Origin of the sequence: Bradyrhizobium sp. dw_78, from assembly GCF_018449525.1 — a bacterium.
Lineage (GTDB): Bacteria > Pseudomonadota > Alphaproteobacteria > Rhizobiales > Xanthobacteraceae > Bradyrhizobium.
Genome location: NZ_JAAVUS010000002.1, coordinates 263,499 through 286,303 on the forward strand (window position 1 = coordinate 263,499; position 22,805 = coordinate 286,303).

Genomic DNA, 22,805 nt, shown 5'->3' on the forward strand with positions numbered 1-22,805 from the left:
ACGAGGCGGATCATGCGCTAGGTGCCCGATGCCGCGCGGTCGATGAACAGGCTGCCCTTTGTAACGATCTGCTCGCCGGGTTTCAAATTACCTTCGACCTCGACGAGATCGCCATTGGTCAGGCCGGTCTTGATCCGGCGAAGTTCGATCGACTTGTCGTCATGCGCGACCCATACCCGGACCTGATCGCCTTCGTAGATCAGCGCCTGCTTCGGCACGCCGACCGCGGAATGATCGCCGCCCGAATAGATCGTGACGTTGGCAAACATTTCCGGCTTCAGAAGATTGTCCTTGTTGTCAACGGTAGCGCGAACAAACAGCCTTCTTGTGTTCGGGTCGATCGCGGCGGCGACATAATCGACATGCGCCGTAAACGGATGGGCCGGCAACGCCAATACGCTGAAGGAGAGATCCTGCCCGACCGAGACGATCGATGCGTCGGTTTCGCGGACAAAGGCGATCAGCCAGACCGTGGAAAGATCGCCGATCACATAGACCGGATCGCTGGCGCCGGCGCTGATATATTGTCCGGGTCCGATCTTCCGCTGCACCACCGTGCCGGCGATCGGCGAGAACACCGTGGTGTTCGGATCGATGCTGCCCTTTTCCTGAAAGCTCGAAATCGCCTCGTCGCTGAAACCGAGGATCTTCAATTTGTTGCGCGCGGCCTCGAGCGCCGTTTGCCCCGAGCGCATGTCGTTCTGGGCCTGGATCAGGGTCGCCTGCGACTGCTGGTAATCCTTCAGCGGGACGGCCTTGCCCTCGAACAGATCCTTGGCCCGCGTGTCCTGCAATTGCGCCAGGTCGAGCGCCGATTTCGCCTTGTTCAGACCGGTCATGGCGGTGATGAAATCGTTCTGCGCCTGCACCGTGTCGGCGGCCTCGATCACGAACAGAGGCTGGCCCTGCTTGACCTGATCGCCCGGCTTGACCAGAAGCCTGATGACCCGGCCGGTATAGGGCGAAAACACCGGCGTCGAGCGATCCTCGTCGACGGCGATCTTGCCTTCGGTGGCGTGCTCGGCCCGGAACACGCGCTCGGTCACCGGCGCGATGGTCAGGCTGGCCCATTCGGCCGGGGTCGGCGTGTAGCGCGATTCCCGGCGGGATTGGCTCGACAGGTCCGAATTCCGCTCCGGAGCGGCCCCGCCGAGGTGCAGAAATCCATAAAGGGCGATCCCGACGACCACCAGCAAGGCTGCGCCAACGGCCATTTGCTTCCGGTTAAGAGGCTGTAATTGCTTGGTAAATTCTGGCGGCATCGGATCCGGTCACAGCAGCGATGATTCTGGCGTTGGCGGCCTCATCGGAACGCTAATAGTGCCCATTTGATGTTTCAGACAAACTAAAAACGCCAACGGCCTTGGCGTTTTGCGTTAAAATTTCGAAAGCTAAGGCCGGTCATCAGGGCCGGTCATGACGGGCGCACCGGCCATTGCGGAGAATGACTGCCTGGCGGCATCGCGGGGCGGGCCCGGAAGGCGGGCGTTTTCGACAATACCGCCGCGTGCGCGACCGGCGCCTGATGACAAGCTTCGCGACGCAATCCATGTCGCCGCACAAAGGAAGAATGGATTGCTTTGTCGCGTTCGCGCCGCGGAATGACATACACGGCTTCTCGTTCTCGCGACATGATACGTCCGAGTGATTTAAAAAATCATCGCCCGAAAACAGAGGGCGCAGCGCAACCCTCAAATGAGGGCGCGGGGAAGGCCGGGTGCCCGTTGCACCCGCAGCCTCGCGTGCAAAATAGATAAGCACACGAGTTCGTCACCACAGGTACACCGGGACAACCCGGCCTTCCCTGCGCAATGGTTTTAACGGCTTACTCCGTGCTCTCCCCGGTGACCGGGCTTTATTGTCACCGTCATGAGTGCAATGCGAAGCATTGTCGCCAACTTGACGCCAGCGTCGGGGCGTCAGGACCACACGGCTTCGCCGTCCGCGTTCACCGGCGTTCGTCTCTCGCCGCTGCCGCGTCCACCGCTTCCCGCGCCCAACGTCCGTGACGATCGCGATACGCCCCTCTTGCGGGTGCGGGATGGCGAGGGACATAGAGCTGTTTCTACCGAACGGGGAAGTGAAAAATTTCGCGAGACGCGGCTGGACAGCCGACTCACCCGACGGGCGATCCGGAATGGCGGTCGCGCTTAATGGCTAACCAGTGCCGTTACATCACCGAGCGTCATCATCCGCGACAGCGGATGATCCAGTATTGCAGTGCCGTCCGTGATGGAATCGTGAAGCCACGGCGTACTGGATAGCCGCCTTGCGGTATGATGACGGGTTATGTGGCAGGCGCGTCCTTCAATGGAAATCCCGCGAGCGCGGCAGGATGCGCACGTTGCGCGGATGGCGGATTTTTGGCGCGGGATGATCGCGGCGGTCGTCATTAGGCGGCTCGGCCGGCGCCGCGCCATCGAGCAATGTTTGCCGCCGGTCAGGCGCGTCATTGGCGAGACCGATCAGGTCGTGCGAGCGGTCGAACATACGCTGGGCGACCAGATGCGTCACTTTCTCCGGACTGCTCTGGATGATGCCTTCTATCAGGATCAGCCGTGAACCCATCACCTCTTTCCGGAATTGCTCCATCACCTTCGGCCACACCACGATATTGGCAATGCCGGTTTCATCCTCCAGCGTCATGAAGACGACGCCATTGGAACTGCCCGGACGCTGCCGCACCAGCACCACGCCGGCGCAGTACACGTGTTTTTTATCGTTGGCATGGCGAACCTCCGCGCAGGGGATGACGCGCTCGCGCGAGAACATCGGCCGCAGGAACTGCATCGGGTGGCCCTTCAGCGACAGGCGGATGGTCTGGTAATCGGCGACCACCTGTTCCGGCAATGGCATCAGCGGCAGCGGCTTTGCGTTTTCGTCGGGCTGCTCGCGCGCGGCAGCACTTTCGAACAGCGGCAGCGCCACATCATCCGGCAGACGCCGCACCGTCCACAACGCCGCGCGGCGATCGAGCCCGAGAGAGCGGAACGCATCGGCATCCGCCAGCAAAATCAGCGCGCGCTTGGGCAGGCCGGTGTCTCGGGCGAAATCCTCCAGCGAGGTGAAGCGACGGCGGTTGCGCGCGGCGATAATGCGCCCGGCCCAGTCGTCTGCTTTCTCATCGCCATTACGGGGCGTCATAACATCGTCATTCCGGGGCGATGCGACAGCATCGAACCCGGAATCTCGCGATACAACCTCGAGCTTCCGGGTCTGGTCCTTTGGACCATCCCGGAATGACGGTGTGGAGGCATCATCCCGGAATGACGCCTGAATTTGTTTCAACCGCTCATCATCCGGATCGGCCCATTTGAAGCCGTCGATCTGGCGGAAGCCGAGGCGGACGGCGCAATATTTTCCGCCGCTCTCCTCCAGCGTGTTCTGCGCGAAACTGCAGGACACATCGATCTCGCGCACTTCGACGCCGTTGGTGCGGGCATCGCCGACGATCTGCGCCGGTGCGTAAAAGCCCATCGGCTGTGAATTGAGCAGCCCGCAGCAGAAGGCATCGGGGTGATGATGCTTGAGCCATGAGGAAACATAAACGAGCTGCGCGAAGCTCGCGGCATGGCTTTCCGGGAAACCATAGCTGCCGAACCCCTTGATCTGCTCGAAACAGTTTTTGGCGAATACCGGATCGTAGCCGCGCCGGATCATGTTGCCGACCATCTTGTCACCGAATTTGCCGATGGTGCCGAGATTGCGGAAGGTCGCCATCGAGCGGCGCAGCCCGTTGGCTTCCTCGGCGGTAAATTCCGCGGCCTCGATCGCGATCCGCATCGCCTGTTCCTGAAACAGCGGCACGCCGAGCGTCTTGTGCAGAACGTTGCGCAGCTCATTCTTGTTGCCGCCCTTGGGATACGGATATTCGATATCCTCCGGCCGCATTTTGCGCCGCTTCAGATAGGGATGCACCATGTCGCCCTGGATCGGACCGGGCCGCACGATCGCGACCTCGATGACAAGATCGTAGAAGGTCCGCGGTTGCAGGCGCGGCAGCATGTTCATCTGGGCGCGGCTCTCGACCTGGAACACGCCGAGCGATTCACCCCGGCACAGCATGTCGTAGACCGGCTCCTCATCCTGCGGGATGGTCGCCAGTTCCCAGCGCTGGCCCTTGTGAACCTCGATCAGATCGAAACATTTGCGGATGCAGGTCAGCATGCCCAGCGCCAGCACATCGACCTTCATCATCTTCAGCGCGTCGACATCGTCCTTGTCCCATTCGATGAAGGTGCGATCGTCCATCGCGGCATTGCCGATCGGCACATAGGTGTCGAGCCGGTCCTGGGTCAGCACATAGCCGCCGACATGCTGCGACAGATGCCGGGGAAATTCGATCAGTTCGGTGGCGAGTTCGACCGCGAGCTCGATCATCGAATTGCGGGGATCGAGCCCGGCCTGCCTGACCTGCATTTCGCTGAGACCGGTGCCCCAGCTTCCCCACACGGTATCGGCCAGCGCCGCGGTGACGTCTTCGGTCAGGCCCAGCGCCTTGCCGACATCGCGGATCGCGCTGCGCGGACGATAATGGATCACGGTCGCGATGATGGCGGCGCGGTGGCGGCCATAGCGGCGATAGACATATTGCATCACCTCCTCGCGCCGCGAATGCTCGAAATCGACGTCGATGTCGGGCGGCTCCAGCCGTTCCTTGGAAATGAAGCGCTCGAACAGCAGATCGACCTTGGTCGGATCGACCGAGGTGATGCCGAGCACGTAGCAGACGGCGGAGTTCGCCGCCGATCCCCTGCCCTGGCAGAGAATGTCCTTACTGCGCGCGTAATGAACGATGTCGTGTACGGTGAGGAAATAATGCGCGTATTTCAGTTTCCGGATCAGGCGCAGTTCCTTGCGCAGGACTTTTCTTGTTTTCGGCGCGATCCGGACCGGAAATCTTTTGTGCGCGCCCGCCCAGGTCAAATCTTCCAGATGACGCTGCGCGGTCTTGCCCGGCGGCACTGGCTCGTCCGGATATTGGTATTTGAGCTGATCCATCGAGAACGCGATGCGGTCGGCAAAGCGCATGGTTTCCGCGATCGCCTCTGGGAAATCGCGAAACAGCCGCGCCATCTCCTCCGCCGGCTTGAGATGGCGCTCCGCATTGGACTCCAAGCGCCTGCCGATCGCGTCGATCGTCGTCTTCTCGCGGATGCAGGTGAGGACATCCTGCAGCGGCCGCCGCGCGGGATGATGGTACAGCACCTCGTTGGTGGCGAGCAGCGGCACGCCCGATGAGACGGAGAGGCAATGCAGCCGCGCCAGACGGCGCTTGTCGTCGCCGCGATAAAGCAGGCTTGCCGCGAGCCACACGCCATCGGCGCGGCTGGCTTTCAACCGGTCCAGAATTGTCTGGGCGCCCGCCGCCTCGAAACGATGCGGCAGCATCACGACCAGAAGCTGCCCTTCGGAAAATTCCAGGAGATCGTCGAATTTGAGATGGCATTCGCCCTTCTCGATCCGCTCGATATCGTCGCCGCGCTTGCCGCGGGTCAAAAGCTGGCAGAGCCGGCCGTAAGCGGCACGGTCGCGCGGATAGACCAGGATATCCGGCGTGCCGTCGATGAAGACGAGGCGCGAACCGATCAGCAGTTTCGACTTGTGTTTGACTTCAGGGTTTTCGAGTTCCTTGTAGGCCCGCACCACGCCGGCCAGGGTGTTGTGGTCGGCGATGCCGATGGCGGGAAGTCCGAGTTCGCTCGCCTGCTGCACATAGGCGCGCGGATCCGAACCGCCGCGCAGGAACGAGAAATTGGTGGTGACGCCGATCTCGGCATAGGCCGGCATTGGCCAATTGGTTCGGGCATGGGCGGTCATGCGAACAATCCATGCACGAACCAGTTGGCGGGCATGGGCTTGCCCTGCCCGTCAACGAGTTCGCTGCCATACAGGCCGTCGCGAAAAATCCAGAAGCGCAAGCCCTGCTCGTCCTCGATGCGGAAATAATCGCGCGTCAGCGCCGCGCCGTCCTGCTTCCACCATTCCATCGCGATGCGTTCGGGGCCTTCCACCCGCATCACCGTATGGGTGACGCGCCGCCAGGTGAAATGATGCGGCGGCCCGTCCGGCACGGTTGCGAACGGCACCTTGATCGGCTCGGGCCTGTCGAACAGCCGCAACGGCCGCAATGGCGGCTCGCCCTCCACCCGAACCGGCCACGCCGCCTGCATCGCCTGCGTCAGATGGTGCTGCGCCGGCGCGGCGATCTCCGCGCGCTCCGGAATATGGGTGTCCTGCGGCAGGGACACGACCACGCGCTGGCCGCCGATGCGCGCGGCGATCCGGTCGATCAGATCGGCCAGTTCGTCATTATCATGGACATGGGCGTCGAGATCGCGCTGCTGCTGCACGACGATTTCGGTGCGGCTGGCGGACAAACGAATGAGATCGAAACCGAAGCCGGGATCGAGCGGATCGCTCACAGCATCGAGCCGCTCGCGAAACAGCCGGTCGATGATCCCGGCCCGCGTCACCGGCCGCCCGGTATCGACCACGATCGCGCGCACCGCGCCGTCGGTACGGAAGAAGCTCGCTTCGAGCCGCCTTGCGCCCTTGCCCTGCTTGTCCATGGCGACGATCAGCGTCCCGGCCAGCCGCGACAGGGTCATCGCGATCACCGCATCGGTCGCCACCGGCTCGGCAAAGCGCTTCTCCACGATGTAATCCGGCAGCGGCTTCCGGGGACTGATCGGCGCATCGCCCTGCCCCAGCGCATGCTCCAGCAGGGTCGTGAAGCGGGCGCCGAATCGTGCGGTGATTTCATGCCGCCCGCGCGCGGCGACATCGCCGATGGTCTTGAGTCCGGCACGGCGCAGGCCGCGGGTGATGGCCTCGCCGGCGCCGAGCGCGAACACCGGCAGCGGCCCGACCGCCGCGGCTTCCTCGCCCTCCCGGACGATGCGGCCATGGGCATGGCTGCGCAGGGTTCGCGCGCAGACCGAGGTGCCGGCGATCGCGGCGCTGACGGCAAAGCCCTGCGCGGTCAGCAGGCTGCAGACCCGATTCATCAGCGCCGCCTCGCCGCCGAACAGATGGGCGCAGCCGGTGATGTCGAGCAACAGGCCGTGCGGAGGATCGAGCGCCACCAGGGGCGTGAAGCGGTCGCACCAGTCGGCGATGTCGTTCAGCGTTTTGGCGTCGGCCGCTTCATCGGCGTCGAACACCTGCAAATGCGGGCAGATCGCGCGGGCATTGGCGAGCGGCAGACCGATCTCCAGGCCGAGACGGGCGGCGGCATCGTCCAGCGCATAAATCTGCAAAGCATTGTCCTGCTTGGCGACGACGATGCTGGGTGCATCAGATGGATGTTCAGCCGGCGCGGCGCTCGCGTGGCCCGAAAGCGCGTGAGCCGCGCGCCGCTGAATCCGGTCGGTGGGCAGGCGCGGCAGCCACAGGCTGAGGATACGCCGTCGGTTCGCTGAAAAGGCACTCATCACATTTCCAGTCCATGATCCATCGCCCGACAAGGCCGTGACGGTTGCGAACGAGTTCAACGTCGAACACCGGCGCGCCCCACACGCTCCAGGGAGCAGCGGGCGGCGAATGCGCCGCGCGCACGATCCATCTGGTTTCCGCGGTCGAAGGCTGTGGCGTTGCCGCCGCGCGCAGGACGAGACAGGTGACGCCGGAGGCTTGCGCGGCCAGCGTCAGCTTGCGGGAAGCAACGAGATCGAACTGTTTCGCCTCGCCCCAGACATCCAGCACCACGGCGCCGACGGCATCGCAGGCCAGCGCGTCGGCGGTGGTTCGCAATGCCGTATCGACATCCGCCGCGTACACACCGACCAGCCGTCGCGGATCGAGACCGAGTTCGGCCAGCCCGTTCATCGACAGCGCCCCCGATTCCAGTTCGGAGAAATCATGCCGCACCCACACCAAGGGCCGGCGCGACGACACCCGTCCCGCCAGCCCCGCGATGAAGCCGGTAGCCGCCGCGCTCTGATGTCCCGCGGCGAACACCTCATGCACGGCGCCTTTGGCGAGGCCGCCCTGCAGCATCGCATCCGCGCCCGCATGACCGAGTGCGATCCTGTCGAGACCGTGCGCGTCGCCATGCGTCTCGAGGCGATCGATCCGGCCGCGCAAACTCGCAAGCGTGCTCATGCGTACGCTCATCATGCGCCGCTTCCTTTGGAGGTCGTGGGCCGCTTCGGTTCGGGAAGAGAACCAGAAACGACCCATATGTTCATGATATGTTCTAATATAAAGCTAACAGGCCCGGCGCTGTCAATCGAATTGGAAGAACGAGAGATTCTGTTGTGAAATCAATTGGATTCAGGAATGGATGTGCAAGGCGATCTGGCAATCCCGGCGGATGCCCCCCATGCGACGCTTCCCGCGGCCTCGCGTCGGACGGGCGCGGCATCTCGCTGTTGAAAAGTGCTGCTGACCAACGCCTGCCACGACGATTGTCTTGAGTGCATCGATCGCGGGTCCGGCAACGTGTCGCGGGCGCGCTTCATCATCAATGAGGTGGTAGCGTGGCGCGGAAACAGCGCCCGAATGAGAACAGCATGCGGCGCCGGCTTGATTGTGATCTGGGCAGGGCTTGGTTGAAATTTGACCTTGTTCGCCGTGTGGACGCCCCATATCGTCCGATGGTCCAATACGACATGCCCAGCCAAACCATGCCCATCATCGCCATTGCCGGCGCTGGACTTATCGTCCACCACCGATAATTCGAGCCCTGCCAATTCGTGTCTTGCAAATCCATACCCTGCAAAAAATGACGTCCGGCAACAGGTGATCGCCGGATCTCGACGCAGGGCGATGGAGAAGGCATCTCTGACGAAAATCATCAACACCGATCGAGCCCGTTGCCGGCTCGACGTCAATTTGGGATAACGTGATGCCGTTGACTTCGCGAGACCAGAGTTCACCGATCTCCGCCAGACGCGCGCTGCGCGGACTGCTGGTGGCGGCGGTGCTTGCATGGCCGACATGGTCACACGCCAAGACCATCCGGGCGGTGATGCACGCCGACCTGCGGGCGCTCGATCCGATCGTCTCGTCCGCCTATATCACCCGTGACCACGGCTATATGATCTACGACACGCTGGTGGCGATGGACGCCAACTTCAAGATTCAGCCGCAGATGGCGGACTGGAAAGTTTCGGACGACAAGCTGACCTACACCTTCACCTTGCGCGACGGCCTGAAATGGCATGATGGCACGCCGGTCACCGCGGAGGATTGTGTCGCATCGTTGAAGCGTTGGGGCGCCGTCGACGGCATGGGCCAGAAGCTAATGGACTTCACGGCGGACCTCACGGCCGCCGACGCCAGGACGATCGTGCTGAAGCTGAAGGAGCCCTACGGGCTGGTGCTGGAATCGCTCGGCAAGCCTTCCTCGCTGGTGCCGTTCATGATGCCGAAACGCCTCGCCGATACGCCGCCGGAGAAACCCATCGCGGAGCAGATCGGCTCGGGCCCGTTCAAATTCGTTCAAGCCGAATTCCAGCCGGGCGTCAGGGCCGTCTACGAGAAGAACAAGGACTACGTGCCGCGCTCCGAGCCCCCGAGCTGGACCTCGGGCGGCAAGGTGGTGAAGGTGGATCGCGTCGAATGGATCACGATGCCCGACGCGCAGACCGCGGCCAACGCGCTCCAGTCCGGAGATATCGATCTGCTGGAACGGCCGTCATTCGATCTGGTGCCGGTATTGCAGGCCGACAAGGACCTGACATCGGGTGTCCTGAACGGCCTCGGTTTCCAGACCATGGGGCGGATGAACTTCCTCTATCCGCCCTTCGATAACGTCAAGATTCGCCACGCCGCGTTGATCGCCATGAACCAGAAGGACGTGCTCGACGCGCTGGTTGGAAATCCGCAGTTCTACAAGATATGCGGGGCCTTCTTCGGCTGCAGCACGCCGCTGGCGACCGACATCGGGGCGGACACCCTGCTCAAGGGCGGCGACCTCGCGGAGGCCAAGAAATTGCTGGCCGAAGCCGGCTATGACGGCACGCCTGTCGTGATCCTGGCGCCGACCGATGTGGTCTCGCTGAAGCCGCAACCGATCGTCGCGGCGCAACTGCTGCGCCAGGCTGGATTCCAGGTCACCGTGCAATCCATGGACTGGCAGACCGAGAATGCCGTGTTCGCAAGCCAGAAGCCGCCAAAGGACGGCGGCTGGAATCTATTCTTCACCAATTGGGGCATCGCCGACATCATGAATCCGATCGCGAGCGTTCCCCTGAACGGCAAGGGCCGCAAGGGCGGCTGGGCCGGCTGGCCGGAGGATGCGCAGATGGAAACGTTGCGCGATGCCTTCGCACGGGCCGGCTCATCCGACGAGCAGAAGAAAATTGCGGCCCAGATTCAGCTGCGCGCCTTCGATCAGACGACCTATATTCCGCTCGGCCAGTTTTTCGCGACCAGCGTCTGGCGCAAGGAACTGACCGGCATCCTCGACGGTCCGGCAACGCCGGTGTTCTGGAATATGGACAAGGCCGAGTGATGCCGAAATCGAACCGATGCCCGGAAGCGATGCCATGTATGATGTAATCGTCGTGGGCGGCGGCTCGGCCGGCGCCGCCGTCGCCGCGCGGCTGTCCGAACAGCGCGACAGGCGCGTCTTGCTGCTGGAAGCGGGAAGCGACTGGCGCGCCGACGAAGCGCCCTGGGAAATCACCACCCCCAATCCGATCCCGATCATTCACCGCCGTGAGTTTCAGGAGAAATGGCAGTGGCCTCATCTGCTGACCCGGCGAGTCGCCGGGCAGCAGCCGCGGTTCTACTGGCGCGGCAAGGGGCTGGGCGGCAGTTCGATGATGAATGGCCAGATCGCCATTCGCGGCGTCGCGGACGCCTTCGATGAATGGGCCGCGCTGGGCTGCGCCGGCTGGTCCGCGCGCGACATCATGCCCCTGTTCTCGGTGATCGAGGATGACCTGGAATTGGGCGACAGCCACGGGCATGGACGCGGCGGCCCGCTGCCGGTCTATCGCGCGCCCCTCGACAAATGGGGCCCGATCGATCGCGGTTTGCGCGACGCGGCGCTGGCGAGCGGCTATCCGTGGTGCGCGGACGTCAACGGACCGGATGGCGAAGGCGTCGCCTGCTACCCGATCAACAGCCGCAACAGTCGTCGCATTTCGACCAATGAGGGCTATCTCGAGCCGGCGCGCGGCCGCGCCAACCTGGAGATTCGCGGCCACGCGCTGGTCGAGCGGGTCGTGATCAAGGACGGCAAGGCCACCGGCGTTCAGGTTCGCATCGAAGGCCAGGGCACGCACGAGATCGCCGCACGCGAGATCGTGCTATGCGCCGGCGCCATTCACAGCCCGGCGATCCTGCTGCGATCGGGCGTCGGCCCCGCGCATGAGTTGCAATCCATGGGCATCGCGGTCGCGCGCGACCTGCCGGTCGGCAGGAATTTCTTCGACCACCCGCTGTTCCGCGCCACCATCGAACTGCACGAGGAGCTCAGGCCAACTGATCCGGACACCCGCCATACCAATTGCTGCGTGACCTATTCCTCCGGTCTCGCCGATGGCGGCAAGCGCGACATGATCCTGATCGCCTTCAACCATCGCGGCATCGGAATCCCCGGTGCGATCGGCGCCGGACTGTTCAATGCCTATTCGCGCGGCGTGCTGAAACTGGCTTCGCCCGATCCGCAGATCGATCCCGTCGTCGAGGAAAACATGCTCGCCGATCCCAAGGACATGCTGCGCATGGTGGATGCCGTGCGGCGGCTCGCGATCCTCACCGGACAGCCGGCACTGGCCGGAATAGCGGACTGGATTCGCCTCGGGGATACCGAACTGACGCTGCCGGCCGCCGCGGCGTTGCCGGACGCCGAACTCGAAGCCGTACTGCGCCGTGAAACCGGCGACATCCAGCATGCCGCCGGCACCTGTCGCATGACCGGCGTCAACGATTCCGAGGGCGTCGTCAATCCCGACGGCATGGTCAAGGGGATCGGCGGCTTGCGGGTTGCCGACGCCTCGATCATGCCGTCCGATTGCCGGGCCAACACGCACTTCACGACGGTGGTGATCGGCGAGGCGATCGCCCGCGCAATGCTGCGACAGTCATCCTGACAGGTCAGGAACCGATCGGAAGCCTCGACGATTAAATCCTTAATCGCCGCGGCCGAAGGTTGCGGACCGGGGCCATGATCGTCAATGCCGCGACCGTGCCGCATTTAGAGCCTTATCGGTTCTGACTGAATCAGAACCGGATTTTGTTCAGACGCGTTTTTTTTCACGCGAACCGGAATCCATCTCGCTTGAAAACGCTATAGTCGCAGAAACGGCCGGAGCGATCATGAAACGCCCAGATGCGACAGCCGAGACGATTGCAACGCTACGCGAGGAAGCGGCCGCCTGCCGCGCCTGCCCGCTGTGGGAGAATGCGACCCAAACCGTGTTCGGCGAAGGTCCGCAACGCGCCCGGATCATGCTGGTCGGCGAGCAGCCCGGCGACAAGGAAGATCTCGCCGGCAAGCCGTTCGTGGGCCCCGCCGGACAGATGCTCGATCGCGCGCTCAAGGAAGCAAGCATCGATCGGACAAAGGCTTACGTCACCAATGCGGTAAAGCACTTCAAGTTCGTCCCGCGCGGCAAGATCCGCCTGCACCAGAAACCGGGCACGCCGGAGATCAGGGCCTGCCGACCGTGGTACGAACGCGAACTGGCCTCGATCAAACCCGCGCTGGTGGTGGCGATGGGCGCCACCGCGGCGCAGAGCGTGCTCGGCAAGATCACGCCGATCAACAGGAACCGGGGACACCTGATCGAGCTTGCGGACGGGATCAAGGCGCTGGTGACGGTACACCCGTCCTATCTGCTGCGACTGCCGGATGAAGCCGCCAAGGCAAGGGAATATGAGCGTTTCGTCGACGATCTGAAGATCGCCGCACAGGCGCTGAAGCAAACCGCGCACGCGGCCTGAATTTCCTTCGACGCGACCGGCAACGCCCGGGTCCCGCATCCAGGCTTCGACCGGCACAAGACAAAACCGTTATGAAGGCAAAACCATCATGGCCGGGACAAATCCCGGCCATGATGACTTCAGCGCCTATCTCAGGCCGCTGCGGCCAGATTGACCGCATCTTTCGCCAGCACCGTCAGGCTCTCGTCGGTCTTCTTCTCTTCCTGCAACGTCTCATCCAGAAGGCGAACCGCATCCTTCATGCCGAGTTGCTGCGCCCAATGTTTCAGGGTGCCGTAGCGCGAGATTTCGTAATGCTCGACAGCCTGGGCTGCAGCCAGCATGCCGGCATCGAGCGCCTCACAGCCCTTGTAGTCGTCCATGACCTCCTTGCCCTCGTCGAGGATGCCCTGGATCGCATCGCAGGTCTTGCCGCGCGCCGGCTTGTCCATCATCTCGAAGATCTGTTCCAGGCGTTCCACCTGACCCTCGGTCTCGTCATGATGTTTCTCGAAGGCGGCGCGGAGTTTGTCGGAACCGGCCGCCTTGGCCATCTTCGGCAGCGCCTTCAAAATCTGTTTTTCAGCGAAATAGATGTCCTTGAGGGTATCGAGAAACAGGTCGTTGAGATCCTTGTCCTTGGCGGTCATGGCGCGTTCCCTTGTGAGACGTAATGAAATGAGAAGGTTGGGGTCTTCCCCGGCGGCTCAACGTCACCTCAAGAGGAATGTTCCTATTATTTCAAAAGGAAGCTGCCGGCACGGCGTGCAGCCGCCAGACCGAGGCCGGTCGATCCCGGCGCAGTTCAACACAGGACTTTCGTGGCCATTTCACGTGCCTGTCATATGCATCGCGCAAAGTCCGGCCACTGGATTTTGGAGAAATTTACCATGAGCGATGTCGCATTACCTGGTTCGATCGAGCCTGCCGCCAAAAGGGGCCCTAACCTCGATAGCGGCGTCCATCCATTGCAGTTCGTCATCTACATGGGCGTGGTCGCCGCCGCGCTCCTGTTCGTCGCCTACAGCATCTATTCCGACATCGACGCGACCGGCACCCGGGTTACGTCCTACGCTCCCTACCTTCTGCTGTTCGTCGCGCTGCTGATCGCGCTGGGCTTCGAATTCGTCAACGGCTTTCATGACACCGCCAACGCCGTCGCCACGGTGATCTATACCCGCTCCATGCCGGCCAATGTCGCCGTGGTCTGGTCGGGCATGTTCAACCTGTTCGGCGTGCTGCTCTCCACCGGCGCGGTCGCTTTCGGCATCGTGTCGCTGCTCCCGGTCGAACTGATCCTGCAGGTCGGCTCCAGCGCCGGTTTCGCCATGGTGTTCGCGCTGCTGATCGCGGCGATCATCTGGAACGTCGGCACCTGGTATTTCGGCCTGCCGGCCTCGAGCTCGCACACCCTGATCGGATCGATCATGGGCGTCGGCATCGCCAACGCCCTGCTGCGCGGCCGCGACGGCACCTCCGGCGTGGACTGGTCGCAGGCCATCGGCATCGGCAAGGCGCTGCTGCTGTCGCCGTTGTTCGGCTTCGTGCTCGCGGCGGTGCTGCTCGTGATCATCAAGACATTGTTGCTGCGCGTCACGCCGACATTGTTCGGCGAGCCGAAGGGCGATCAGGCGCCGCCATGGTGGATCCGCGGCATCCTGATCCTCACCTGCACGCTGGTGAGCTTCTTCCACGGCTCGAACGACGGCCAGAAGGGCATGGGCCTGATCATGCTGATCCTGATCGGAACGGTGCCGACCGCCTATGCGCTCAACCGCGCCCTGCCCGACAGCCAGATCACGCAGTTCACGACGAATTCCGAGGCTGCCAGCAAGGTGGTCGAAGGCAAGGCCGCCGGTTTCAGCGTCATTGGCGATCCGCGGCCGGCCGTGACCAACTATGTCGCGGAACATCAGATCAACGAAGGCACTTTTCCGTCGCTGGCCGTGCTGGTCCGTGACATCAGCAACCAGGTCCATCAATACGGATCGCTGGCCAAGGTCCCCTCCGAGCTGGTCGGCAACACCCGTAACGACATGTACCTGGTTTCGGAAGCCATCCGCTTCCTGATGAAGGACAAGGAAAGCGAGCTCAGCGTTGCCGACGTCGCGACCCTCAACAGCTACAAGGGCTCGCTCGACGGCGCCACCAAGTTCATTCCGAGCTGGGTGAAGATCGCCGTCGCCATCGCGCTCGGCCTCGGCACCATGATCGGCTGGAAGCGCATCGTCGTCACCGTCGGTGAGAAGATCGGCAAGACCCACCTCACCTACGCGCAAGGCGCCTGCGCCGAAATCACCGCGGCGGCCACGATCGCAGCCGCGGACGGCTACGGCCTGCCGGTTTCCACCACCCACGTGCTGTCGTCCGGCATCGCCGGCACGATGGCGGCGAACGGGTCGGGCCTGCAATGGTCGACGATCCGCAACATCGCGCTGGCCTGGGTGCTAACGCTGCCGGCCGCGATGATCCTCTCCGGCTGCCTGTACTTCATCTTCTCGCGGCTGTTCTGAGAACGGCGCAGATTGCGAAAATCGAAGGGCCCGCGCATATCGCGCGGGCCTTTTTCTTTCGACACGATTATGAATGATACGCTCTGCGTCATTCCGGAATGCGCCGATCGGCGCGCAGGCCCGGAGTGACGAATGAAAAGTTCACGCCGCCAGCGTGTTCTCGACCAGCTTGATCCAGTACGAGGTGCCGTAGACGATCGCCTCGTCGTTGAAATTATAGGCCGGATGATGCAGTCCGGCGCTGTCGCCATTGCCGCAGAAGATAAACGCCCCCGGCCTCGCCTCCAGCATATAGGCGAAATCCTCCGCGCCCATCATCGGCGGCATCTCGTGAACATTGGCATCGCCGGCGACATCCCTGGCCACCTGCGTCGCGGCCGCCGTCTGCGGAGCATGGTTGACCACGACCGGATAGCCACGTTCGTACACCAGATCGATCTTCGCGCCCGTCATCTGCGCCACGCCGGCGACAACCTCGCGCACCCGCTTCTCGACCAGTTCCCGCACCTCCGGCGTCAGCGTGCGGACGGTGCCTTTCAGTTCCGCAACTTGCGGAATGACATTGCGCGCGTTGCCGGCGTGGAATTCGCAGATCGAGATCACGGCTGATTCCAGCGGATCGACCGTGCGCGAGACGATGGATTGCAGCGCCGTCACCAATTGCGCGCCGGCCAGAACGGAATCGATGCATTTGTGCGGGCGCGCCGCGTGGCCGCCCACCCCTTCGATCCTGATATCGATGGCATCCATCGCGGCCATGACCGGACCGGTGCGGATCGCGAACGAACCGACCGGAAGGCCCGGACCGTTGTGCATGCCATAGACCTGCTCGATGCCGAAACGGTCCATCAGCCCGTCTCTGAGCATCGCGGCGGCGCCGGCCCCGCCCTCTTCCGCCGGCTGAAAGATCACGACCGCGTCGCCGGCGAAATTGCGGGTCTCGGCCAGATAGCGCGCGGCGCCAAGCAGCATCGCGGTGTGGCCGTCATGGCCGCAGGCGTGCATCTTGCCCGGCGTCTTCGAAGCATAAGGCAGGCTGGTCTCTTCCTCGATCGGAAGCGCGTCCATGTCGGCGCGAAGCCCGATCACCTTGACGTCGCCCGTGCCGGCGGGCTTGCGGCCCTTGATGACGCCGACCACGCCGGTACGGCCGAGGCCGGTGGCGACTTCGTCGCAGCCAAACTCCCGCAAGCGATCCGCCACGAATGCTGCGGTGCGATGGACATCGTACATCAGCTCGGGATGTTGATGGAGATCCCGGCGCCAGGCCTGAATATCCGGTTGCAGATCGGCGACGCGGTTGATGACAGGCATGGGAATTCCCGGCTTCCAAGTTGAGGTTTCAACTGGTCTAGCATGCAAGTGACGGTCCACCCAACCGCCGCTGGGCCGCCTCTCACCTCAGCCGTCACGGCCGGGCTTGTCCCGGTCCCCCGTGTCTGACTAATAACAGCCCAAGAGAGACGTAGAAGAAAGACGTGCAAGAAAGACTTGCAAAAAAGACTTGGATGCCCGGGACAAGCCCGGCCATGACGGTCGCGAACAGGTGGGAAGCTGGGAAATGCCGCGAAGGCTTGAAGGTGATTTCGACTATATCGTCGTCGGCGCGGGCACCGCCGGCTGCATCGTCGCCAACCGGCTGTCGGCCAATTCAGCCAACCGCGTCCTGATCCTGGAGGCCGGCGGCGACGACAACTGGATCTGGTTCCACATTCCCGTCGGCTATCTGTTCGCGATCGGCAATCCCCGCTCCGACTGGATGTTCAAAACCGAGCCGGAAGCCGGCCTCAACGGCCGTTCGCTGGCCTATCCGCGCGGCAAGGTGATCGGCGGCTCGTCCGCGATCAACGCCATGATCTCGATGCGCGGGCAAGCCGCCGATTACGACCATTGGCGTCAGCTCGGCCTGAGCGGCTGGGGCTATGACGACGTGCTGCCGGTATTCAGGCGGCTGGAGGATCATTTCCTCGGCGAAAGCGAGCATCACGGCAGCGGCGGCGGCTGGCGGATCGAGGCGCCGCGGCTGTCCTGGGATATCCTGGATGCGGTCGGCGCCGCCGCCGAAGAAATGGGGATCAGGAAAATCCCGGACTTCAACACCGGCGACAATGAGGGCGTCGGCTATTTCCACGTCAACCAGAAACGCGGACGCCGCTGGTCGTCGGCGCGGGGCTTCCTGAAGCCGGTGCTGAACCGGCCCAATCTGCGGCTGGAAAAGAACGTGCTGGCCGACCGCCTGATCGTCGAGAACGGCCGCGCCGTCGGCGTGCGCTTCCTGCAAGGCGGCGAGCTGGTCGAGGCCCGCACCACAGGCGAAGTGATCCTGACCGCGGGCTCGATCGGATCGATCCAGGTGCTGCACCGCTCCGGCATCGGGCCTGCGGACTGGCTCAAGCCATTGGGGATCGATGTGGTGCTCGACCGCCAGGGTGTCGGGCATAACCTGCAGGATCATTTGCAGCAGCGCGCGATCTACAAGGTCGAGGGCATCCGTACTCTGAACGAGAGCTATTATTCGCTGCTGCGACGCGGGCTGATGGGCCTCGATTATGCCTTCCGCCGCCGCGGCCCGCTGACGATGGCGCCGTCGCAGCTCGGCATTTTCACCCGCTCGGATCCGCATCGCGAACGCGCCAACATCCAGTTCCACGTGCAGCCCTTGTCGCTCGACAAGTTCGGCGATCCCCTGCACCGCTTTCCCGCCGTCACGGTCAGCGCCTGCAACCTGCAACCGACCTCGCGCGGCACGGTGCGCATCCGCTCCGCACAACCCGACCAGGCGCCCGCGATCGCGCCGAATTATCTCACGACCGATGCAGACCGCGAGGTCGCGGCAGACGCGATCCGCACCACCCGGCGGCTGATGCGGCAGAAGGCGCTGGCGCCCTATCACCCCAGCGAATTCCTGCCGGGCCCCTCGGTCGGCGACGACGACGCCTCGCTGGCGAAAGCCGCCGGCGACATCGGCACCACGATCTTTCACCCCGTCGGCACCGCGAAGATGGGCCAGGCCAGCGATCCCATGGCGGTCGTCGACGAACGCCTGCGGTTTTTCGGGATCGATGGATTGCGCGTCATCGACGCCTCGGTGATGCCGACGATCACCTCGGGCAACACCAACACCCCGACCGCGATGATCGCCGACAAGGGCGCCGCGATGATCCTGGAGGACCGGCGTTAAAACGCATGCCGTCCCTCTTTCGGGTCCAACCCGCGGCAAACGAACCAGCAGAGGGGATCGGGGAAAGCGGAAATTGAAGCGCGATGAATGAAAGCATTTAATCGCCACAGGACGGTATTTAAGCAATTCACCCGATGGTTCCTGTCCGATTGAATAATTCCGCGCTGGCGCCGGGTATCGGCGGAGTTAAACTCCCGGGCATTACCGATCAGGTGTTGCGCAATGCCCGACCGTCGTCGTCGTTTCGTCCAGACCGTTCCCCTTGAAGAACATCTCGCGCAGGAGGCCAAGCGCCTGCGACAGGAAGCCGAGCAAACTCGGCCCGGTCCCGAGCGCGATCGGCTGATTCGTCAGGCCCGGCAAAAAGAAACGGCCAGCCATTTAAGCAACTGGATCAGGTCGCCGGGCCTGCGGTCTCCGACCTGAGTTATCAGGCGGGTTCAGAGTTGCCGATCAGCCTTGTCCCGGATTGCTGCCCTTACTGTGCGGCTCCGTTCGAAATCGCCAGGATCAAGTGTGGTTTCGTGCCGACGCAGCCAGAATAGTATTGCAATCAACGATTAACTTCATTTATCGGGATATGTTTTTCGGGGATTTCAGGGGAATGAAATGAATATCAAGTCCATTATTGTCTCGTCCATTATGACACTGGCCGCGTTTTCCGCGCTTTCAGATGCGAGGGCGGCGGCCGTTATCACGATCGATCAAGTGGGAAGCGATGTAATTGCGACAGGCAGTGGCACCATCAATCTTACCGATCTCCCGATTATCGGGGAAGACAGCGAGTCGGCCAACGTGTCCAAAGAAGGAGGCGCATCAACTATTTTGGCGCTCGGGGGCATGGGCAGTACTAAGGGCTCACTAACCAGTCTGGTCGCCGGGCCGTCCAGTTTCGGTAATCCGTCCGGCCTTTATTTCGCAAGTTCTGCGTCTGGCGATCACTTTGGGATACTTGAGGGTCGCCCCGGGGCTCAGCTCATCCTGCCTTCAAATTACGTCTCGGGTACCGCTCTATCCGATACGACAATCTGGGATAATATGACATTGGCAGGTCTGGGCTTCACTGATGGAGCCTATGTTTGGACCTGGGGCACGGGTGTCAATGCTGACAGCCTCACCCTGGAGATCGGAGCCGTCCCAGAGCCGTCGACATGGGCGATGATGATCCTCGGCTTCTGCGGTCTTGGCTTCATGGCCTATCGGCACCGACATGCCGATAGCTTGTCGGCATTCGCCACCGCCTGATCCTCGGCCGTCTCGTCAATCAGTAGAAAGACCGCCTTCAGGAAGCTGTTTGCTGATCACACGGAAAAAGGCCACGGCCTGACCAAGCTGTGGCCTTTTTCTTTGGTCTCGCCGGTTACATCCGCCGACCGGATCGACGGCCAATCTGACCGGATACCTGCCGTCACCCGCGCAGCGCCTTGTTTTTCCCTCGCGTCCAAAATTCGCGGGAATAAACTTTCGCCCCGCCCGATCATGTCGCCGTAGCCCAATCAGGGGCGCACGGAGAGTGGCGATGAGCGGGTTCAATCACAGCGATGATGATAACAGCCAGGGCATCAATCGGCGCCAGGTACTGGAATGCATGACCTGGGCCGGCACCGGCGTATTGTGGACGGTTTCAGGCGGGGTGCCGCGCGCGCTCGGACTGGTCGGCTCGGCGCTGGCCGAAGAGGCCGCCGGCATGACCTTCCTGCAGATCAGCGACAGCCATGTCGGCTTCGACAAGCCGGCCAATCCGAACGCGCTCGGCACGCTTGAAGAGGGCATCGCCAAAATCAAGACCATGCCGGTCAGGCCTGCGTTCATGATCCACACCGGCGACATCAGCCATCTGTCGAAGGCATCCGAATTCGACGACGCCGAGCGCATCATCTCGCAAACCAGGCTCGACGTGCATTATGTGCCGGGCGAGCACGACTTCCTCGACGAGGACGTCAAACTCTATCGCGACCGCTATGGCCGTGGCACCAAAGGCGCAGGCTATTACGCATTCGACGCCGGCGGCATTCACTTCATCGGCCTCGTCAACGTCGTCGATCTGAAAGCCGGCGGTCTCGGCAATCTCGGCGCCGAACAGCTCGAATGGCTGGAGCAGGATCTGAAAGGGCGTTCGAAATCGACGCCGATCGTCGTGTTCGCACATATCCCCTTGTGGACGGTGTATCCCGAATGGGGCTGGGGCACCGAGGACGGCGCGCGCGCGCTGGATTACCTCAAGGGCTTCGGCTCGGTGACCGTACTCAACGGCCATATCCACCAGGTGATGCAGAAGGTCGAAGGCAATGTCACCTTCCACACCGCGCGCTCGACCGCGTTCCCGCAGCCGGCGCCGGGCACCGCGCCCTCACCCGGCCCGATGAAAGTCGCCGACGACAGGCTGCGCTCCATGCTCGGCGTCGCCAGCGTCAACTTCAAGCGCGGCGATCAGCGTCTCGCCATCATCGACACGCCGCTGCAGGGCTGAAGGAAAGCCGCCATGATACCGACCATTTTTCGCCGCCTCGGCGTTCGCCTCGCCACAGCCGCGTTGCTGTCCTGGCATCCCGGAAGCGCGCGCGCCGAGGAGACCAGGATCGCGATCGACAACTTCACCTTTGCGCCCGCCGCGCTCACGGTGAAGGTCGGCGATACCGTGACCTGGAGCAACCACGACGACATTCCCCACACCGTGGTCTCCGCAGGCAAGTTCAGATCGAAGACGCTGGATACCGACGACAGCTTCTCTTTTACCTTCACCGCGGCCGGCGATTACAGCTATTTCTGCTCGCTGCACCCGCACATGACCGGGACGATCAAGGTTGAATAGCGGCCGAAACCAAGGCATCACACTCATGCCCGGCCGTGGTATCGAAACCGGCCGGGCCCATGCATTTTCAGCCAAAGCCGAGCGACAGGCGATGCCGGTCAATGCTTCGAACGACGATGCCGGGAAGGCGCGGCGGTTTCGCGACGCCGCGCTGCCCTATCTCGATGACGTCTATGCGCTGGCGCGCCATCTGCTGCGCGACGCCAATGACGCCGAGGACGCGGTGCAGGAATGCTATCTGCGCGCGTTGAAGCATTTCGACAGCTATCGCGGGCCGGCGATGAAGCCCTGGCTGTTCGCGATCCTGCGCAATGTCTGCCGCGCCGAATACGCACGGCGCGCCAGTTCGCCGGCCGGCGCGATCGACGACCTGCCCGACGGCGCGGAACAGACGCCGCTGTGGCGCGAGGCCGACGAAACGCCGGAGGACCAGATGCTGCGCCGCCGCGACGCCTCGACGATCCAGGAGCTGGTGAGCACGCTCGCCGAACCGTTCCGCGAGACGCTGGTGCTGCGCGAACTGCACAACCTTTCCTATCGCGAGATCGCCGACATCGTCGCAGTGCCGGTCGGCACCGTGATGTCGCGTCTCGCGCGCGCCCGCGCCATGCTGCGGACGGCCTGGATGGCGGAACAGGAGCGACCGAAATGACGTGCGAAGAAGCGGAGATCCTCCTTCATGCGCTGATCGACGGCGAGCTCGACGCCGGCCACGCGCGCGAGGTCGAGGCCCATATCGCCGGCTGCCCGCGCTGCGCCGCGCAGCTGGCCGCCTATCGGGAGATGAGCAAGGCCCTCGCTGACGCCGATCTGCATTACACCGCCCCGCTCGCGCTGCGCCGGCGCATCGAGGCGTCGCTGCCGCAAGCCAAGCCCGCGCCGAGCCGGCGTTCGGTGCTGAGGGGCTTTGCGATGGGATCGGCGGTGTCGGCGATCGCGGCCACCGGAATTGTCGCTCTCGTGCTTCGCCACGATGACGAACAGCGCCTCCTGTCGGAGATGGTGTCGGCGCATCTGCGTTCGCTGCAAGCCGGTCATCTCACCGACGTGATTTCCACCGACCAGCACACGGTCAAACCCTGGTTCAACGGCCGGCTCGACGTCTCGCCGCCGGTGCTCGACCTCACCGCGCAGGGCTTTATGCTGATCGGCGGCCGGCTCGATTACGTCGACGCCCGAGCGATCGGCGCCGTGGTCTATCGCCGCCGCCAGCACATCATCAACCTGTTCGTCTCCCAGACCGCCGATACCGAGCGCCGCGCGGCCAGAATGGAAACCATGCAGGGATTCAACGTAAGGCGCTGGCGCGAGCAAGGCATGAACTTCTGGGCGGTCAGCGACATCGCGCCCGACGAGCTGGCCGAATTCGGCGAGAAATTCGAGACCGCGCTGCGGGCCAGCGCAGCCGGCTGAATCC

16 protein-coding genes and 2 pseudogenes are annotated in these 22,805 nt (G+C 63.2%); 12 read left to right on the forward strand and 6 right to left on the reverse strand.

Features of this window, described 5'->3' with window-relative positions; translation table 11 throughout:
* Window positions 1–17 precede the first annotated feature (17 nt).
* From HB630_RS07145 to HB630_RS07160, 4 genes are all read right to left on the reverse strand, one after another.
* Window positions 18–1,262, reverse strand: a complete 1,245-nt coding sequence (locus tag HB630_RS07145) for an efflux RND transporter periplasmic adaptor subunit (protein WP_213771248.1) — start codon at window positions 1,260–1,262, stop codon at window positions 18–20.
* A gap of 1,045 nt (window positions 1,263–2,307) precedes the next feature.
* Window positions 2,308–5,820, reverse strand: a complete 3,513-nt coding sequence (locus tag HB630_RS07150; protein WP_249780714.1) for an error-prone DNA polymerase — start codon at window positions 5,818–5,820, stop codon at window positions 2,308–2,310.
* Window positions 5,817–7,262: a DNA polymerase Y family protein gene (locus tag HB630_RS07155; RefSeq protein ID WP_249780748.1), complete on the reverse strand. Its 1,446-nt coding sequence runs from the start codon at window positions 7,260–7,262 to the stop codon at window positions 5,817–5,819. Before HB630_RS07155 ends, HB630_RS07150 begins: the two co-directional genes overlap by 4 nt.
* A gap of 49 nt (window positions 7,263–7,311) precedes the next feature.
* Window positions 7,312–8,121, reverse strand: coding sequence for a DNA repair protein (locus tag HB630_RS07160; RefSeq protein WP_249780715.1), 810 nt, complete (start codon window positions 8,119–8,121; stop codon window positions 7,312–7,314).
* A gap of 227 nt (window positions 8,122–8,348) precedes the next feature.
* Here HB630_RS07160 and HB630_RS28320 point away from each other — a divergent pair.
* From HB630_RS28320 to HB630_RS07180, 4 genes and pseudogenes are all read left to right on the forward strand, one after another.
* A pseudogene (locus HB630_RS28320) lies at window positions 8,349–8,481 on the forward strand (biotin synthase); the annotation flags it as partial.
* Between the two features lie 370 nt (window positions 8,482–8,851).
* Complete coding sequence (locus HB630_RS07170; RefSeq protein ID WP_213771254.1) at window positions 8,852–10,462, forward strand: ABC transporter substrate-binding protein; 1,611 nt, start codon at window positions 8,852–8,854, stop codon at window positions 10,460–10,462.
* Between the two features lie 34 nt (window positions 10,463–10,496).
* Window positions 10,497–12,050, forward strand: a complete 1,554-nt coding sequence (locus tag HB630_RS07175; protein WP_213771255.1) for a GMC family oxidoreductase — start codon at window positions 10,497–10,499, stop codon at window positions 12,048–12,050.
* A gap of 163 nt (window positions 12,051–12,213) precedes the next feature.
* Window positions 12,214–12,903: pseudogene (locus HB630_RS07180) on the forward strand (UdgX family uracil-DNA binding protein); the annotation flags it as partial.
* A 131-nt stretch (window positions 12,904–13,034) separates the two neighbouring features.
* Here the strand turns inward: HB630_RS07180 and HB630_RS07185 are convergent.
* Window positions 13,035–13,532 (reverse strand): ferritin-like domain-containing protein, encoded by a 498-nt coding sequence (locus HB630_RS07185; RefSeq protein WP_213771257.1) that lies wholly within the window; start codon window positions 13,530–13,532, stop codon window positions 13,035–13,037.
* A gap of 240 nt (window positions 13,533–13,772) precedes the next feature.
* Between HB630_RS07185 and HB630_RS07190 the strand changes: the two genes are divergently transcribed.
* Window positions 13,773–15,395 (forward strand): inorganic phosphate transporter, encoded by a 1,623-nt coding sequence (locus HB630_RS07190; protein ID WP_213771258.1) that lies wholly within the window; start codon window positions 13,773–13,775, stop codon window positions 15,393–15,395.
* A gap of 141 nt (window positions 15,396–15,536) precedes the next feature.
* Here the strand turns inward: HB630_RS07190 and HB630_RS07195 are convergent, their stop codons facing one another.
* The gene (locus HB630_RS07195) at window positions 15,537–16,709 is read right to left on the reverse strand and encodes a M20 aminoacylase family protein (protein ID WP_213771259.1); all 1,173 of its coding nucleotides are present in this window, start codon (window positions 16,707–16,709) and stop codon (window positions 15,537–15,539) included.
* Between the two features lie 247 nt (window positions 16,710–16,956).
* On the opposite strand from HB630_RS07195, the gene HB630_RS07200 reads away from it, so the two are divergent.
* The 7 genes from HB630_RS07200 to HB630_RS07230 all read left to right on the forward strand — a co-directional run bounded on the left by HB630_RS07200 (window position 16,957) and on the right by HB630_RS07230 (window position 22,801).
* Window positions 16,957–18,576 (forward strand): GMC family oxidoreductase N-terminal domain-containing protein, encoded by a 1,620-nt coding sequence (locus tag HB630_RS07200; RefSeq protein ID WP_213771261.1) that lies wholly within the window; start codon window positions 16,957–16,959, stop codon window positions 18,574–18,576.
* A 222-nt stretch (window positions 18,577–18,798) separates the two neighbouring features.
* A complete protein-coding gene (locus HB630_RS07205) occupies window positions 18,799–19,002 on the forward strand; it encodes a hypothetical protein (protein ID WP_213771263.1) in 204 nt (67 codons plus the stop codon).
* A 183-nt stretch (window positions 19,003–19,185) separates the two neighbouring features.
* Window positions 19,186–19,821, forward strand: a complete 636-nt coding sequence (locus HB630_RS07210) for a PEPxxWA-CTERM sorting domain-containing protein (RefSeq protein WP_213771265.1) — start codon at window positions 19,186–19,188, stop codon at window positions 19,819–19,821.
* A gap of 274 nt (window positions 19,822–20,095) precedes the next feature.
* Complete coding sequence (locus HB630_RS07215) at window positions 20,096–21,046, forward strand: metallophosphoesterase (RefSeq protein ID WP_213771267.1); 951 nt, start codon at window positions 20,096–20,098, stop codon at window positions 21,044–21,046.
* 12 nt (window positions 21,047–21,058) lie between these two features.
* Window positions 21,059–21,388, forward strand: a complete 330-nt coding sequence (locus HB630_RS07220; RefSeq protein WP_213771269.1) for a cupredoxin family copper-binding protein — start codon at window positions 21,059–21,061, stop codon at window positions 21,386–21,388.
* 91 nt (window positions 21,389–21,479) lie between these two features.
* Window positions 21,480–22,040, forward strand: a complete 561-nt coding sequence (locus tag HB630_RS07225; protein WP_213771902.1) for a sigma-70 family RNA polymerase sigma factor — start codon at window positions 21,480–21,482, stop codon at window positions 22,038–22,040.
* Window positions 22,037–22,801 (forward strand): anti-sigma factor, encoded by a 765-nt coding sequence (locus HB630_RS07230; RefSeq protein ID WP_213771271.1) that lies wholly within the window; start codon window positions 22,037–22,039, stop codon window positions 22,799–22,801. Before HB630_RS07225 ends, HB630_RS07230 begins: the two co-directional genes overlap by 4 nt.
* The last annotated feature ends 4 nt before the right edge of the window (window positions 22,802–22,805 follow it).

Coding starts and splice junctions, on each gene's coding strand:
- HB630_RS07150 (WP_249780714.1), bottom strand. CDS start 5,820: ATGACCGCCCATGCCCGAACCAATTGGCCAATGCCGGCCTATGCCGAG.
- HB630_RS07190 (WP_213771258.1), top strand. CDS start 13,773: ATGAGCGATGTCGCATTACCTGGTTCGATCGAGCCTGCCGCCAAAAGG.
- HB630_RS07145 (WP_213771248.1), bottom strand. CDS start 1,262: ATGCCGCCAGAATTTACCAAGCAATTACAGCCTCTTAACCGGAAGCAA.
- HB630_RS07230 (WP_213771271.1), top strand. CDS start 22,037: ATGACGTGCGAAGAAGCGGAGATCCTCCTTCATGCGCTGATCGACGGC.
- HB630_RS07215 (WP_213771267.1), top strand. CDS start 20,096: ATGAGCGGGTTCAATCACAGCGATGATGATAACAGCCAGGGCATCAAT.
- HB630_RS07210 (WP_213771265.1), top strand. CDS start 19,186: ATGAATATCAAGTCCATTATTGTCTCGTCCATTATGACACTGGCCGCG.
- HB630_RS07220 (WP_213771269.1), top strand. CDS start 21,059: ATGATACCGACCATTTTTCGCCGCCTCGGCGTTCGCCTCGCCACAGCC.
- HB630_RS07205 (WP_213771263.1), top strand. CDS start 18,799: ATGCCCGACCGTCGTCGTCGTTTCGTCCAGACCGTTCCCCTTGAAGAA.
- HB630_RS07170 (WP_213771254.1), top strand. CDS start 8,852: ATGCCGTTGACTTCGCGAGACCAGAGTTCACCGATCTCCGCCAGACGC.
- HB630_RS07160 (WP_249780715.1), bottom strand. CDS start 8,121: ATGATGAGCGTACGCATGAGCACGCTTGCGAGTTTGCGCGGCCGGATC.
- HB630_RS07225 (WP_213771902.1), top strand. CDS start 21,480: ATGCCGGTCAATGCTTCGAACGACGATGCCGGGAAGGCGCGGCGGTTT.
- HB630_RS07175 (WP_213771255.1), top strand. CDS start 10,497: ATGTATGATGTAATCGTCGTGGGCGGCGGCTCGGCCGGCGCCGCCGTC.
- HB630_RS07185 (WP_213771257.1), bottom strand. CDS start 13,532: ATGACCGCCAAGGACAAGGATCTCAACGACCTGTTTCTCGATACCCTC.
- HB630_RS07195 (WP_213771259.1), bottom strand. CDS start 16,709: ATGCCTGTCATCAACCGCGTCGCCGATCTGCAACCGGATATTCAGGCC.
- HB630_RS07200 (WP_213771261.1), top strand. CDS start 16,957: ATGCCGCGAAGGCTTGAAGGTGATTTCGACTATATCGTCGTCGGCGCG.